16 protein-coding genes are annotated in these 15,141 nt (G+C 44.4%); 14 read left to right on the top strand and 2 right to left on the bottom strand.

Annotated features, from left to right (window positions below; translation table 11 throughout):
• Positions 1–26: 26 nt before the first annotated feature.
• From I588_RS08000 to I588_RS07980, 5 genes are read left to right on the top strand one after another with little or no spacing between them, the layout of a single operon-like run.
• On the top strand, positions 27–941 hold the full coding sequence (locus I588_RS08000; protein WP_010755550.1) for a phosphate/phosphite/phosphonate ABC transporter substrate-binding protein: 915 nt from the start codon (positions 27–29) through the stop codon (positions 939–941).
• On the top strand, positions 941–1,759 hold the full coding sequence (phnC, locus tag I588_RS07995; protein WP_010755551.1) for a phosphonate ABC transporter ATP-binding protein: 819 nt from the start codon (positions 941–943) through the stop codon (positions 1,757–1,759). The genes I588_RS08000 and phnC overlap by 1 nt, the downstream gene beginning before the upstream one ends.
• Positions 1,746–2,540: a phosphonate ABC transporter, permease protein PhnE gene (gene phnE, locus I588_RS07990; protein WP_010755552.1), complete on the top strand. Its 795-nt coding sequence runs from the start codon at positions 1,746–1,748 to the stop codon at positions 2,538–2,540. Before phnC ends, phnE begins: the two co-directional genes overlap by 14 nt.
• Before the next feature lie 9 nt (positions 2,541–2,549).
• Entirely contained in the window at positions 2,550–3,335 is a 786-nt protein-coding gene (locus tag I588_RS07985) for a PhnE/PtxC family ABC transporter permease (protein ID WP_010755553.1), read from the top strand.
• A gap of 15 nt (positions 3,336–3,350) precedes the next feature.
• On the top strand, positions 3,351–4,076 hold the full coding sequence (locus I588_RS07980; protein ID WP_010755554.1) for a tyrosine-protein phosphatase: 726 nt from the start codon (positions 3,351–3,353) through the stop codon (positions 4,074–4,076).
• 68 nt (positions 4,077–4,144) lie between these two features.
• Here the strand turns inward: I588_RS07980 and I588_RS07975 are convergent, their stop codons facing one another.
• Positions 4,145–5,152 (bottom strand): hypothetical protein, encoded by a 1,008-nt coding sequence (locus tag I588_RS07975; RefSeq protein ID WP_010755555.1) that lies wholly within the window; start codon positions 5,150–5,152, stop codon positions 4,145–4,147.
• 653 nt (positions 5,153–5,805) lie between these two features.
• Between I588_RS07975 and I588_RS07970 the strand changes: the two genes are divergently transcribed.
• Positions 5,806–6,588 carry a helix-turn-helix domain-containing protein gene (locus tag I588_RS07970; protein ID WP_010755556.1) on the top strand — a complete coding sequence of 261 codons (783 nt, stop codon included), beginning with the start codon at positions 5,806–5,808 and terminating at the stop codon, positions 6,586–6,588.
• A 15-nt stretch (positions 6,589–6,603) separates the two neighbouring features.
• Here I588_RS07970 and I588_RS07965 read toward each other — a convergent pair whose 3' ends face one another.
• Complete coding sequence (locus I588_RS07965; protein WP_428829816.1) at positions 6,604–8,094, bottom strand: amino acid permease; 1,491 nt, start codon at positions 8,092–8,094, stop codon at positions 6,604–6,606.
• A 113-nt stretch (positions 8,095–8,207) separates the two neighbouring features.
• Between I588_RS07965 and I588_RS07960 the strand changes: the two genes are divergently transcribed.
• The 8 genes from I588_RS07960 to cobA all read left to right on the top strand — a co-directional run bounded on the left by I588_RS07960 (position 8,208) and on the right by cobA (position 15,108).
• Positions 8,208–8,636 (top strand): GAF domain-containing protein, encoded by a 429-nt coding sequence (locus I588_RS07960; RefSeq protein WP_010755558.1) that lies wholly within the window; start codon positions 8,208–8,210, stop codon positions 8,634–8,636.
• A gap of 296 nt (positions 8,637–8,932) precedes the next feature.
• Positions 8,933–9,625, top strand: coding sequence for a sensor histidine kinase (locus tag I588_RS07955; RefSeq protein WP_010755559.1), 693 nt, complete (start codon positions 8,933–8,935; stop codon positions 9,623–9,625).
• Between the two features lie 6 nt (positions 9,626–9,631).
• Positions 9,632–10,264 (top strand): response regulator transcription factor, encoded by a 633-nt coding sequence (locus I588_RS07950; protein ID WP_010755560.1) that lies wholly within the window; start codon positions 9,632–9,634, stop codon positions 10,262–10,264.
• A 10-nt stretch (positions 10,265–10,274) separates the two neighbouring features.
• On the top strand, positions 10,275–10,973 hold the full coding sequence (locus tag I588_RS07945; protein ID WP_010755561.1) for a sirohydrochlorin chelatase: 699 nt from the start codon (positions 10,275–10,277) through the stop codon (positions 10,971–10,973).
• A complete protein-coding gene (locus I588_RS07940; RefSeq protein WP_010755562.1) occupies positions 10,958–11,410 on the top strand; it encodes a precorrin-2 dehydrogenase/sirohydrochlorin ferrochelatase family protein in 453 nt (150 codons plus the stop codon). The genes I588_RS07945 and I588_RS07940 overlap by 16 nt, the downstream gene beginning before the upstream one ends.
• A gap of 167 nt (positions 11,411–11,577) precedes the next feature.
• Complete coding sequence (gene nirB / locus I588_RS07935) at positions 11,578–14,010, top strand: nitrite reductase large subunit NirB (protein WP_010755563.1); 2,433 nt, start codon at positions 11,578–11,580, stop codon at positions 14,008–14,010.
• 1 nt (position 14,011) lies between these two features.
• Complete coding sequence (locus I588_RS07930) at positions 14,012–14,314, top strand: nitrite reductase (NAD(P)H) small subunit (protein WP_010755564.1); 303 nt, start codon at positions 14,012–14,014, stop codon at positions 14,312–14,314.
• Between the two features lie 2 nt (positions 14,315–14,316).
• Entirely contained in the window at positions 14,317–15,108 is a 792-nt protein-coding gene (gene cobA / locus I588_RS07925; RefSeq protein ID WP_010755565.1) for a uroporphyrinogen-III C-methyltransferase, read from the top strand.
• Positions 15,109–15,141: the final 33 nt, after the last annotated feature.

Below are 15,141 nucleotides of genomic sequence, written 5' to 3'. Positions count from 1 at the left end.
AACTTAAAAAAGGAGCTTTTAAAAAAATGAAGAAAATAAAACTAGCCGTTTTGGCATTACTATGTGGCACAGCTTTGGCAGCTATGACTGGTTGCGGAAATGATCAATCGGCGACAGCTGCAGATGAAGTAGATAAATTGACAATTGTTCAAATGCCGGATGAAACCAATCCTGATGCAGGAAGCAAAAATGATCAGTTTCGCAAGGATATGGAAAAAGAATTAGGTATCGAGATAGAAGAACTAGAGGGCGCAGAATATTCGGTCGGAATTGAAGCCATGAAGGCAGGCAAATTAGATGTCCTGTTAGTTACTCCTATGAGCTATTACCAAGCAAAAAAAGTAGCCGGGGTTGAACCGCTGGTGACAACCACCTCAATGGTTGAGAAGCCTTACCGAACCGTGTTCATTGTGAATAAGGATGACAAAGAAACCCAGTCCTTGGAAGATTTGAAGGGGAAGACCTTTGCCTTTGTTGATCCAGCTTCTTCTTCCGGTTACATGTTTCCTAAATCAAAATTAGTTAATGAATTGGATCTTGATCCAGATCAGCTGGAAAATCCAGATTATTTCTTCAAAACAGTCGCTTATTCTGGCAAGCATGACTCCAGTATTATGGGGGTTATCAAAGGCGACTATGAAGCAGCTGCTGTGGCTGAACAGATTATTCCTCAGCTGGTGGAAGCCGGTATGATGAAGGAAGATGATGTTCGAATCGTTGGCGAAACAGATGTTATTCCGAATGCCTGCTTTGTTATCCGCGCGGATTTGCCGCAGGAAATGAAGGACAAAATCAAAGACTTCTACTTGAATTATGAAAATGGCGACTATTTTGAAACCTTATACGGCAGTAAGGATGTTCGTTTTGTGGAAGCCAAGGATGAAGATTACGACGTTGTAAAAGAAATGGTCGAAACCTTAAACATTGAGGAGACAGAATAATGACAGAAAAGCTGCTGGAATTAAAAAATGTAGGCAAAACCTATGACAAGAAAAAGTATGCGTTGAAGGATATTAATTTAACCATTAATAAAGGAGAATTCATTGTTGTAATTGGACCATCGGGGGCAGGCAAGTCCACCTTTATCCGTTCAATTAATCGCATGATTGATCCATCAGAAGGCGAAATTATTTTTGATGGTGCCCACATGGAAAAGATTAAAGGCCGCGAATTGAAGCGCCAGCGTTCAGACATCGGCATGATTTTCCAGCATTACAACTTGATTGGCCGTACCAACGTGATCAAAAATGTGCTACATGGCCGACTGGGGAAAATCTCCTTTGCCAAGAGTTTGTTTAGCCTCTATTCTGAAAGTGACAAGCAGGAGGCCGTGGATTTATTAAACAAGGTCGGACTGAGCCAGCAAATTTACCAGCGGGCTAATGACTTATCTGGTGGACAAATGCAGCGGGTGGGCATCTGCCGGGCAATGATGCAGCATCCTAAGCTGATTTTGGCGGATGAGCCGATTGCTTCCTTGGACCCTAATTCTGCTAATATTGTGATGGATTATTTACAGGATGTCACGAAGGAACGTGGCATTACCTGCATTGTAAACCTGCACCAGGTTGATTTTGCCAAAAAATATGCGACACGTATTATTGGCATTCAAGCAGGGAAAGTCGTTTTCGATGGCAAACCCGAGGAACTAGATGATCAAACAACTGCGATGATTTATCAAGGTAAGGAAGAACAAATGAAGCTGCGCAAAACAGCTTCAGTGATGGAGGAAGGAAGCTTGGCTTATGGAGAAATCTAGTCATAAGGTGGTTTTGACTGACCAGCGGAAATTTTCAGCAATCATGAAGTATATGGGGATTCTAGCTGTGGTTATTTTCGCTTTTGCCTACTTAAAGGTGAATGTGTTTGAGGCATTGCTGGCCTTTCCGGGTTTCTTCCACTTCTTTTTAACCAATTTTCTGCCAGCCAACTTTAGTCAGCTGCCTACCTATGTGCCGTTGATTGTTGAAACAATTCTGTTTGCGGTAGTAGGGACTTACTTTTCAGCAATTTTAGCCTTTGTTTTTGGCTTGTTGATGTCAGAGCAAACCAATCCCTTTCGCTGGGTGCGAATTGCTGTACGGATGTTCATATCTTTTCTAAGAAATATTCCCGTGTTAGTCTGGGCTTCGCTGCTGGTTTACATTTTTGGAATTGGCAATATGGTAGGGCTGCTGGCATTGATTATCGCCACATTAGGTTTCCTGGCCCGATCTTATGCAGATTCGATTGACGAAATTGCCGGCAGTAAGCTGGAAGCACTGCGGGCCAGCGGTGCCTCTTATTGGCAAATTTTGTTTCATGGCCTGATTCCAGAGTTCATTCCTTCTTGGATTAACTGGACCCTGTTTTCTTTTGAAATCAATATTCGAGCATCTTCAATTCTGGGGATGGTAGGAGCTGGCGGTATCGGGATCATGATTCAAACCAATATTCGGCTGTTTAAATACCATGAAGCCCTGTCCCTGATTATTATTTTAGTGCTGATGGTTCTGGCAACAGAATTTGTGGTGAATCGTCTGCGGCGATTTGTAAGGTAGGAGGAGCTTATGGAAGCAAAAATAGCAGTATCCAGCAAACGAGAAAAGGTAACCACCCTCGTCATTGGACTGGGATTAATTAGTTTATTTGCAGCGAGTCTGTATTTTTTAAAGCTGGACGTGAAGACCTTTGTCAGTCGGTTTGATTCAGTGGGAGCGGTAGTGCCTAAATTCTTTGTGCTAGATTTTTCGGATTTGGGGACGATTATTTCTGAGTTGTTTGTCTCTCTTTGCATGGCAGTGGCCGGCTTAGCTTTAGGCTTTGTTATTTCCATCCCCCTGAGTTTTTTAGGGGCCAGCAACACAACACTTCATCCCTTACTGGCCGGTTTGATTAAGGGAATTGTCGGAATTGTGCGAGCAGTCCCGGCATTAATCTGGATTTTAATTGTGGTAGCAAGCCTAGGCTTTGGCAATACCGCTGGAGTTGTCGGTCTGATTTTTCCAACAACGGGTTACTTAACAAAGTCCTTCATCAGTTCGATTGAAGAGCAAGACCCGGCAATTATCGAGACCATGAAATCTACCGGTGCCGGCTGGCTGCAGCTGATCACAGAAGGCTTGCTGCCAGGCTTAACCAATCCGATTTTGTCTTGGACATCGATTCGGCTGGAATCCAATATTGCAGAATCAATCTCTTTAGGGATGGTAGGTGCTGGTGGTATCGGCATGGTATTAACACGCTCAATCGGCAAGTATGAGTATGCTAAAATCTCCACGATTATTTTAGTCATCTTTGTGACCATGATCACTGTGGAACTGCTGATTGGACAAATCAAAAAAGCCATTAGATAGGAGCAAAATCAAACGATGACAAATTACACACGTTTGCCGTTAGCCGGCAGCTTTAATACTCGGGAGCTGGGAGGCTATCCTGTAAAGCAGGGCATTACCCAATTCCAAAAATTTTTACGCAGTGACAGCCTGTCTGACTTAACAGAGCAGGATCTCACTTTCTTAGAAAACTATGGTGTGCGGACCATTGTTGACTTGCGCAGCGATAGTGAGGTAAGGGAGTCGGCTAATCCGAGCTCTCCGCTGATTCAGAATCTGCATATTCCTTTAGTGACCGGCAATGTAGCCGATGCCACTAAGGACATTACCAAGGAAATGAATTATTCCATGGGCAGCTTTTATGTGGATTGCTTGAAACGCTATCCCGACAGCTTGGTTAACATTTTTGAAGCGTTTGCCGAAAGCGAAGGCTGTATTCTGTTTCATTGCGCCGCTGGAAAAGACCGTACCGGAATTGTTGCGGCATTTCTATTGGAATTAGCCGGCGTTTGTCAGGCGGATATTATCGCAAATTATCAAATTACCCATACCTACCTCAAGGCAAATCCAAACTTTATGCGCGCACACGGAAGCTATCCGGTGGAAATGTCGTATTCCTTGCCTAGCTATATTGAGGAAGCTCTAGATTATCTGCATTCGTATCATGAATCAGCTGAAAATTATTTGCGCAGCTTTGGTGTAGCGCAAGCCGTCTTGACGGAGCTGAAAGACCGAATGGTTCCCAACAAAATCCTGGTTTGAGCCCCTAACGTGTAATCAAGCAATTGGTTATGCGTTTTTTTGTATTCAGTTCAAGCGATTCTTGCTAACTACTTCCGCCGCTTATTCTTTTTATTTTTTTTGCTTTTCTTGCCTTTTTTTCCTAAGGCTTTGTTAATTTGATTTTGCCTTTTCCGTTCTTCTCTGGTAGGTGGGTTGCCAGCGGCTTTTCTTTTTAGTTGGTTCATGTAGGCAGTGACACTTTCAACATCGTTCAGTTCATCAGAGGGATCGGCTTCAGGCGGTGTTTCAGTAAGTGATGGCGGCTGCTTAGACACGGAATCCGATTGCTCTAGTTTACTTGATTTCGTTGGATTTGGGTTGTTTGTCACAGAGTTGTTTTCTTGTTTATCCGACTTAGCGGAATCCGCTTCTTTTTGCGGTGCGGTTTTGGCAAGTGTTGCTACTCGCGGCAGAGCATCAGTCAGCTCTTTTTTGGCCTCAACTTCCTCTTGCGTACGACGACCAATACTAGTCTGGTGAAGCGTGTAATTCACTTCAACAATCGCGGTAAAGCGACGAACACCGTCCTTTTGCAGAATCGTCAAGGTAGTTAGCAATGACAAATAATCCTCGTGCTGCTGGGAGGTTAAATTCGGGTCCACATTACTCAAGGTCCAGCTATGCTTTTTGCCATGTTCATCTAAAAAGGTTGATAATAAGCCAGCCTTGGTATCGACGTCCCGTGCACCGGAATGCAGCAGAGGGAATTTTTCACTATATAAACGAGCTTGCTCGGTAATTGCTGAACGTTTCTGAGGGGTTGGAAAGAGACGAGTGATCACTTTTTCCCATTGATCATCGGTAAAATATGGGCGAAAATAGATACACAGCTCCTTGACCTCTTGGAGATCATTTTTTTCTAAAAAGAGTGTACAAATTAACTCCTTAGCCAGGAAAGAAAAATCAGCTGGACTCAAGGCATTCCGAATGAGGGCAATCAGTACCGATTGAATCGTGAAGGCGCTATCTTTTTCGTGAGCATGGTTTTCAATCAGGCGAGCCTCAAGCGTCTCGCGTTTCATTCCAAAAAATTGTCTCTGGCCAAGTGGTTTCATTGTTACAGCTCCAATCCATTACGTTATTATAATATGGTTATAAGTATAAAATAGGCCAATGGCAAAATCAAGCATAATTTCTAATTAACAATAATTAATCCTATAATCCGGCATGAATACAATAGAAAATAAGTGAGTAAATAACATATATATAAAGATGTGTCAAAGCAGACTCTTTTGCTGTTAAAAAAACACTCGTTATTTTAATGGAGGGCGTTATCCGCTTTACACAGATCGATTTGCTTCAAGAATCCTGCAGTTAAAGCTTGAACAGCACTATCTTTTAAACTCATAATCAATTTCCTCGACGAAAAGTCTTTTTCCATTTTCGAGACAACTAGGTCAGGTACGATACGTCTATACTAGATTTGAAAAAACAAGTTTTTGAAAAATAAAGCTAGAGGATAATGAGATGAATCTCAAAAGCAGAGCAGCCACAAAACAGGTAATCCTGTGATAAATCCTTAAGCAGCCTTTTTCAACTATTTCTGGGAAGTACCATTAACTAAATAGTCGACTAGGGAAATGGCATCAGTGAGGAAGCAGCCAGCAAAAAGAAGTGTCCATTAAAAGCTTTTTTGCTTTGTCAACCAACAGTTGCGTGCCTATTTGACGGGATTTGGTACACTAGTGGTAGGAGGAGTTGAGGAAAAATGCAAATCAATCAATTATTAAAAATGCGGCGCCTGGAAGCACATTGGACACAGCAAGAATTAGCCGATCAATTATATTTATCACGTCAAGCAGTTGCTAAGTGGGAAAATGGCGAAGCCGTTCCCAGTATCGATAATCTTATCTTATTGAGTGATCTTTACAATGTTTCGCTGGATGAGCTGGTTCAAGGCAGTCCCTTTTTCAAAAAGCCTTATGTAGTAGGCAAAGGAATGTTTAAGGCAAGTATTGGGAAATTTTGGTTTATCTGGCTGCTGTTGTTTATGTTCCTGCCGCTTTTAGGATTTTCATGGGTAATTTCTCTCGTGGTAATCGTCTTAATTTTACTAATCACCTTAGCCAATCTGCCTACCTTGGTGGAGGATTACTGGGTAATTCATCAGCAGAAGATTACGTTAGAAAGCTTTTCCAGCAATCCTTTTAAATTAGCGCTGCAATTAATCAGAAAAAGAAGCAATCAAACGAATTTAACCTATGAAATGATTGAATCGATTGCCATTACTTATGTCATTCGTGACCGTTACTCACCACTTGACGTTAATCGGGACCCATTTTACTTAGCGGTAAAAACAAAGGAACAAGGGGATTTTTCGTTGGATCTGCCAGCCGATGCGAAAGGCTTTTTACCGCAGTTTGTGGCTTTTCTGGAAAGAAAAGGTGTTCCGGTTAAGGATCCCAATGAAATTCTGCCAGAGTTAATCCAAGGAAATTCGATCTATGAATATATGCACCAGCGTCAGGCGCAAAAAGAGGAATCGCAGTGAGCGATTCCTCTTTTTCTACACGATTTGCTTGCGTTCAGAGCGTTGATAAATCCAACTGGCCAGTCCACCGAAAATTAACGGACCGACAATTAAGGTCAAAAAATTCAAGTAATCGCCCATCTTTAACGGTTCATAAATTTGAAAGGCAATCGCTAAAAAGATACAGGTACAAACGCTAAAGGACAGCGTATAATTGCTTTTCCTTCGCTGAAGCAGCAGCTCGTCCGGCTGAACCATGCCCTTTTGCAAAAAGAAGGGAAAGCTCATAGCAACGATAAAATAAGGCAGTGCCCGCGAAACATTCGTCATGTACGTTAACTGATTAAATAAATCAGAGACAAAGGAATGATTAAAGGCTAGAGCAAAAATACATAGGGCTAACAGCAGCGACTGTACCCATAAAGCTTTCGCCGGCATTTGCTGCTTATTCAAGAGCACCAATTTTTGCGGCCAAAGCTCCTTTGGTGTGCCTTGGATCAAGCTTTTCAAGGGACCGTAAGTAATTGACGACAGCAAGCTGAGGTAGGCAACAAACATAGTAAAGGCAGTGTAACGAATGTATACCTGATACAATAGCTGACTTTGACTGCCGCTCAGATGGAACAGCTGACTCAGAGAATGCGCTGTACTTCCGATCAGTCCATACATCAAATTCCCTAAATGCATAGGATCACCGCTTCTCAGCTGTTCCAGATTAGCCGCAGCACTCCACAAAATAATACCGCCAAAATACAGCAGAAAAATCAATCCAGCACTGTAGACAATCGCTTTAGGGAAACGGGTCTGACTTTTTTTCGTGCGATCAGCCAAGCTGGCAACAGTATCCAAGCCGCCAAAGGCAGTGATGGAAAAAATAAAGAAGGGCAGTTGAGATAAAAAACGTTCATTGGTGCCGGCAAAAAAGCTGGGTGCCTGCAAGCTTTGCGCTAGATTGACGGCGATCAGCTGCGGCTGCTGCCAAATAATCGTTAAATTACTCACCAAAGACAGCAGGAGCAAGCCGATCATGGCATAGCTGCTGAGCTTCAAAAAGGACAAAATCGTTTGAAAGCCGCGAGTAATTAAGGCGGTTAAAAGGAAAACGGCTAGAATGGCAAAGAAGGCCAGCCAAGCCTGAGGTGGAAAGCCAAGCCAGTCGATTTTTCCAGTCAAATCCTGTCCAAAAAGTAAAATCGATAACGGAATCAGCAGCTTCATAAACAAGCTGATCATCCAAATAAAATAGCTGCAATACCATAAAAAGGCGGTCACAAACGCTGCCTTAGGCGACAAGGAATCCTTCAGCCAATCATAAATGGATCCCGAACGCTGGGCATATTTTTTAGTATATTGAGCGACAATCAAGGCATAGGGAATAAAATAGCAGGCAGCACTAATCAAAAACCAGAGTAACGAGCGGCTGCCTAACATAAAGAAAGCCGTGGTCATACTGGAAAAGGAATAGACGGTTGTTGTAATGATTAAAATTAAGCTTGGCAAGGAAACATTCTTACGCAAATTCCCCACGCACCTTTCTAAAACTTCTGGTATGATGGTACTGAATCAGTATCTTTATCATAGTGAAATGGATAACAAACTACAAGTAGTAAAAAAATATATAGGGAATTGGAGTAGTCGTGATGGAGCGGTTAAGCGAATGGTTAATGGGGTATCAAGCAAAATGGGGCTGCGATTTTTTAGGAATTGCCATGGATGTTGCCGCCGAGGATGCCCCAAAGGAAATACGTTGGCTGCATGTCGCAGGCAATCGCAGTGAAGCATACAAAAATATTCGTCTGCAGGTAGGGCGGGGAATTGCCGGAATGGTATGGAAAACGGCCCGAACGCAGCTGGATGAACACATTTATCAGCAGCCAGACAAGCTGGTGGAGTACCCGATAGCTCGTACCGAAAAGCTGCAAACGGCCTTAGCTGCACCAGTGATGGAGGATAAGGAAGTACAGGCAGTTTTGATGAGTGGTTATCGGGAGGACCATTCGTTTTCTGCGTTGGAAAGACAACAGCTGGAGGCCGCTGCCGCCGAACTTAGTCAACTATTAAGGAAGTGAATAAGTCTTGCTTGAGTTAAATGAAACACTGTTTAAAGCTATTCAAGAGGCCATCTGGTTAAGTAGATAATGAAGATCAACTCGTTGCCAGAAGCCAAAAAGCCCAGGAAATTGAGCACACCTACCGGTTTAATTTACTCTCAGTTCTGGAAATCAGCCGTGGTCAGGGCTGTGCCTTACACAGTACAAAGGACGAGTGCTTAAATTGTCCGCTGGAGGGCAAGGTTTCGCCGCTAGGTTTTCCTTTTGTCTTGCTGACTAAAGAAGAGGACAAAACAGAGGAGTTTTGGGGCAGAGTGGATAGTGCTGACGGGCAGCTGGTGCTGCAGGTTCAGAATCGGCCTGCGGATCAGCAGAAAGGCTCCCTGTTTGACTATTTGAACAATGTCCGGGAGTTGGAACGAAAGAAAATTGCCCAAAATCTCCATGACGGGATTGCTCAAAGTGTTTACAGCTTGATGCTGGAGGCCCGAGGGTTGAAATGGGCGACGGCGGAAGAACAGCCGAAAAAGATGAAAGCCTTGGATCGGCATTTTTCGGAGGTGCTGAATGAAATCAAGGATTTGGCAGGTGAGCTGCGGCCCATGGCGATTGATGAGTTTGGGCTGGTTCAGGCGTTAGAGCAATTTATTGAACGAACGAATGAAATGACTGGTTTCGAGATTGATCTAACGGTGACTGGAGCTAAGCAGCCGTTGACAGAACCTGTGCGAATCGCTATTTATCGAATGATTCAAGAAGCAGTTTCCAATGCTATGAAGTATTCTGGTGAGAATTTACTTTATCTGTCGTTAGACTTTACAGAAAATCAGCTAGCTATTCGCATTCAGGATAACGGTGCCGGCTTTGACATGACTCAGCAGGGCGGCGGCTTTGGTTTAGCTAATATGCGGGAACGAGCTTCCTCGATTGGCAGCAAGCTGATGATTCATTCTCAGCCGAATCAGGGAACCGTTATTCAGCTGCAGGTACCGTTGAAGGAGGGGTAGAGAAGAATGAGGATTTTAATCGCTGATGATCATGCCATGATTCGCAATGCCTTGGCCTTTTTGATTAATGCCCAGCCGGATATGGCGGTTGTTGCCGATGCAGCCGATGGTCATGAAGTATTTATGACGGTGGAAAATAACGACATTGATGTGGTTCTAATTGATATCAGCATGCCTCCAGGAGAAAATGGCTTGCTGACTACTAAGCGTTTAAAGGAATCTTTTCCTGAGGTAAAGGTGATTGTTTTGACAATGCATGATGAACGGTCTTATGTACGAGAAGCCTTGGAGGCTCAGGCGGATGGTTTTCTCCTTAAAACAGCCAACGATGAAACCTTGATCGAAACGATTCGTGCCGTTTATCAAGGGAAACGGCACTACGATGGCTATACGGAGCAAGCTCTGAGTGAGATTGCTTTGGAGCAAGAGGACCCCTTGTATGGCAGTCTCTCTAAACGGGAAAAAGAGATCCTGCCGCTGGTAGCTTTAGGCTACAACAACAAACAAATTGCCGAGCGTCTGTTTATTTCAGTGAAGACGGTAGAGGTTCATAAAGCCAATGTTCGCAAGAAGCTGCAGCTGGAAAGCTATGCCAGCCTGCTGCAGTACAGCTTGAAGCATCATTTAATAGATTTTTAGGAGGAGACTCATGAAAGGAATTGTATTTGTTTTACATGGACGAAAAAATAAGCTCTCGACAGCCAACTTAGCTTTAATCGAAAAGACAGCGCCGCGTCTCACCTGTCCCTATAAAATTGGTCTGCTGGAAGGAGACCATCAAACGCTGGAGGAGGCAATTGACGGCTTGTTAGCTCAGCAGGTTGAGGAAATTATTTTCCTGCCGATCCTATTATTTCCAGCAACTCATGCCAAAGAGGACTTGCCGCAGCGAGCAGCGGCCTTGCTGGAGGGCAAATTGCCCTATCGTATTTTAGCTACCTTGGGAACCACCCAAGCTGTCAGCCAATATTTGATTCAACAGGTGGAGGAGGCGGCTTCAGCTGACAGCACGGTTTTATTGATTGCTCATGGCACCCCTCATTACGAAGAGCCTTACCTGCAGCTGCAGCAGCTGGCAGAAGAAATTTCTCAGGCTACCGGCAAAATAGTTTATCCTGCCCATTATCATGGGGACCATCTTTACCAGGAAGTTTTGGTTCAGCATCCGGAACTGTTGATTATTCAGCGTTTATTTTTGACTGAAGGCTATTTAGCCAAGAAAATTAAAGAGGAAGTTGTGCAGCAGCGGGGCTCGATTGACGTGCTGCTGCCAACCTTGCAGGATCAGCCGGCACTAGCAGCGGCAATTATTGAACGATTAGAGGAAGCCGCATGTATCCAATCTTAGTTAATTTAAGTCGCTTAGAGGTATTGGTAATTGGCGGCGGAAAAATCGCTACCCGTAAGATTAAGGGCTTGGTAGAAGAAGGCGGTCGGCCAATCGTAGTGGCTCCTGAGGCAACTGATGAGCTGAAGGTCTTGGAGCAAGCCGGTCAAATTGTCTGGCAAAAGCGGTCGTTTCAAGCTGGCGATACTAAAGGCTTTCAAATGATCTTTATTTGCACCGATAAGGAAGCAGTTAATCAGCAGATTTTGCAGGAAACCACTTCTCAGCAGTTGGTCAATGACACAACTAAACAAAGCCGCAGCAACTTTTTCAATATGGCCTTTGTCAAAGAGGGCGACGTCGGTCTGGCGATTACCACCGGCGGAAAATCACCAGAAAAAACCAAAAAACTACGAGCAACTGTGCAAAGCTTCTTAAAGTCGTTAGTTAAAAGCTAACGGCTTTTTTTAGGCAAAAAAGTGAATAAAGCACCAAAATCAGTCGTTATTGTAAATTTTTTTGCTCTTTTTGACTAATAAATAGGGGATTCCCTAATATAAATGGCTCAGCTTTTCCTTTATTGTGATGTTATGAACAAACAATAAGCAGGTTGAGGTGGAAATGAATGAAAGAACGTTTAGTTGTTATCGGCAACGGGATGGCCGGGGTCCGCACAGTAGAGGAAATTTTGGATCGCGATCCTGAACGTTACGAAATTACGATTATCGGCAAGGAAGAATACCCTAATTACAATCGCATCATGCTGTCCAATGTCTTGCAAAAGAAAATGACCGTAGATGAAATCATCACCAATCCCTTAGACTGGTACGAAGAAAATCAGATCTTTTTGATCAATAACAATCCAGCAGTGGGTGTCGACCCGGAATTGAAAACTGTTACGACGGAATCTGGCGAAACGGTTCCTTACGACAAGCTGATTATGGCAACTGGCTCACATCCTTTTATCCTGCCGATTCCAGGTGCGGATAAAGCAGGTGTTGTCGCGTTTCGAACAATTGATGATACTGCTGAGATGCTGGCTGCAGCTGCCAAATACAAAAAAGCAGTCGTTATCGGCGGCGGACTTTTAGGGCTGGAAGCAGCAAAAGGTCTGCAGGAGCAAGGCATGGAGGTTACCGTTGTTCATTTAGCCAAATGGTTAATGGAGACACAGCTGGATGAGAAAGCAGGCAAACTGCTGCAGGCTGAGCTGGAGGACCAAGGCTTGAAATTCTTGATGGAGCATAGCACCCAGGAAATTTTAGGTGAGCAGCGAGTGAGCGGCATGCGTTTTTCTAATGATACCGAAATCGACACCGATTTAATTGTGATGTCAATCGGCATTCGTCCGGCTGTTGAACTGGCGCGTGAAATCGGCTTAACAGTCAATCGCGGAATCGTAGTGGATGATTACATGGCAACCAGTTTGCCGGATATTTATGGTGTAGGCGAATGTGTCGAGCATAATGGGACTTGCTATGGTTTAGTTGCACCATTGTTTGAACAAGGGAAAATCTTGGCAGATGTGTTAACGGATCAACCAGAGATTAAGGCATATCAAGGCTCTAAAACCTTTACTTCTTTGAAGGTTTCCGGTGCCGATCTGTATTCAGCTGGAAACATCTTGAATACAGAAGGCATGGACAGTATCGAAGCCTTCGACAGTGCGTCCCGTAAATACAAAAAAATCTTCCTAAAAGATGGCAAGATTCAAGGGATTGTGCTTTATGGCGATACAGATGACGGCAGTCGCTATTACAACATGATGAAAAAGGGACAAACGATTGAAGATTTACAATCCATCGCTGTCTTACAGGCAATTGGCGAAGGGGCCGGCATGGGCCAAGACGTGATTGAATGGGACGATGACGAAACTGTCTGCGGCTGTAACGGGGTTGAAAAAGGGAAAATCCTGCAATCAATTCGTGAAAAAGGCTTATCCAGTGTCGCTGAAGTGGGGAAAGTCACCAAGGCTGGAACTTCCTGCGGGAAATGTAAGCCGCAGGTTCAAACCTTGCTAGAATACGAATTAGGCGATGCCGTAACGACGGCTACCGGCATTTGTCCATGTACTGATTTGAATCGTGATCAAGTCGTTACGCAAATTTATGCCAAGCATTTAACCAGTACCCAAGAAGTCTTTGACGCGTTGGACTGGCGTAATGCTGAGGGGTGTTCGAAATGTCGCCCGGCGGTTAACTTCTACTTGAACGTAGCTTGGCCAGAAGAACATGAAGACGAACGGGACTCACGCGTTGCCAACGAACGGATGCATGCCAACATTCAAAAAGATGGGACCTTCTCAGTGGTACCAAGAATGCGCGGCGGACAGACCTCGCCCCAGCAATTAATGAAGCTGGCGCAGGTTGCAGAACGTTATCAGGTGCCGCTGGTAAAAGTTACCGGCTCTCAACGGATTGGCTTGTACGGTGTGAAAAAAGAGGACTTGCCGAAGATTTGGGAAGAACTGGATATGGTTGCTGCTCAAGCCTATGGCAAAGTCTTCCGTTCGGTGAAAACCTGTGTGGGTCAAAGCTTCTGCCGTTTCGGGACGCAAAAAACCATGGAGCTGGGGGTTCGGATTGAAGAAAACTTTGAATACATTGATACCCCTCACAAATTTAAAGTTGGCGTTTCCGGTTGTCCTCGAAGCTGTGTCGAATCAGCAGTCAAAGATTTCGGAATCATCGGGGTTGAAAATGGCTTCCAAATCATGATCGGCGGAAATGGCGGGACTGAATTGGTTGAAGCACAACACTTGGTGACGGTTGAAACGGAAGATGAAGTTGTCGATCTTTGTGGGGCAATGCTGCAATACTATCGAAAAACCGGTATTTACGGGGAACGGACCGCACCATGGGTAGAACGCATGGGCTTTGAAAATGTAAAGACCGTTTTGTTAGATGCAGACAAACGCAAGGAGCTGTGGGAAGGGCTGAATAAAGCCATCGCAGCTAAAGGACGCAAGGATGCCTGGGGACCAATCACCAAAGATGTTGATCTGCGTGAAAAAATGTATACCATCGAAAAACCAGAACTAGTAGGAGCAGGTGAATAATATGCGTGTATTAGCCACTAAAAAATCAAAACTAATGCCCCGGGTTGGCCGTTCGGTCGTTTTAGAGGAGCAAAAAATTGCTATTTTCCAAATCAGCGATGGCCGCATTTTTGCCATTGAGGATTACTGTCCCTTAACTAAGGCACCGGTTTTAGAAGGAATTGTTTCAGGGAAATATCTGTATGAACCGATGCGAGAATACAAAATTTCGTTGATTGATGGTGTCATTCAAGAGCCGGATGAAGGTCAGCTGAAGGTTTATCCAGTTGAAGTGATTGATGATGATATCTTTGTAGAGGTGTAGCGATGATTTCGTTTGTCGGAGCCGGACCTGGCGATATTGAATTGTTAACGGTCAAAGGACAGCGGCTGTTGCAGGAGGCTGACGCGGTGATTTATGATCGCTTAGTCAATCCTTTGCTGCTGTTCCATTGTAAACAGACTTGTCAGTTCATTTATGTAGGAAAGACACCTTATCAAAACACCATGAAGCAAGGTGAAATCAACCGACTATTACTTGAAAGTCAGCAAAGCTATCCACGAGTCGTTCGCTTAAAAGGCGGCGACTCAGTGATCTTTGGTCGTTTAACCGAAGAGCTGGAAGCCGTGGCTGCTGCTGGGATTTCCTTTGAAGTGGTTCCAGGGATAACGGCCGCAAGTGGAGCTGCCGCCTATAGCGGAGTTTCGCTGACTGAACGGGGCAAGGCGCGCTCGGTAACCTTTATGACAGGTCATTTGAAGAATGACGACCAGCAAACCTTCCCCGTTTTTGGGCAGGAGCAGACGATTTGTTTGTATATGGGGATGGAGGCCTTGCCTAAATTTCTTAAACACCTGCAGCAGCAAGGCTTTGCAGCCGATACTGACATTGCCGTAATTAGTTGGGGAACCTATGGCCGTCAGCAAAAAGTAGTGGGCGACTTTACCACTATCCAAGCAAAAGTAACCCAAGCAGGAATGAGGAATCCGGCAATGGCGATCATTGGCGAATCGGTAAAGGCGGAAGCGAAATTCAGCTGGTTTGACCAATTGCCGAGGTTTGGCGAACGAATGCTGCTGGTGGCCTCAAAAAAACCAACGATAGATGAATTGATTTAATTCACGAGTCAAGGTGCCGATATTTGGTGGCAT

The sequence above is a fragment of the Enterococcus pallens ATCC BAA-351 genome, assembly GCF_000407485.1.
GTDB classification, from domain to species: domain Bacteria; phylum Bacillota; class Bacilli; order Lactobacillales; family Enterococcaceae; genus Enterococcus_A; species Enterococcus_A pallens.
Note: the sequence above shows the minus strand (reverse complement) of the source record. Positions and strands in the feature narration are given on the sequence as shown.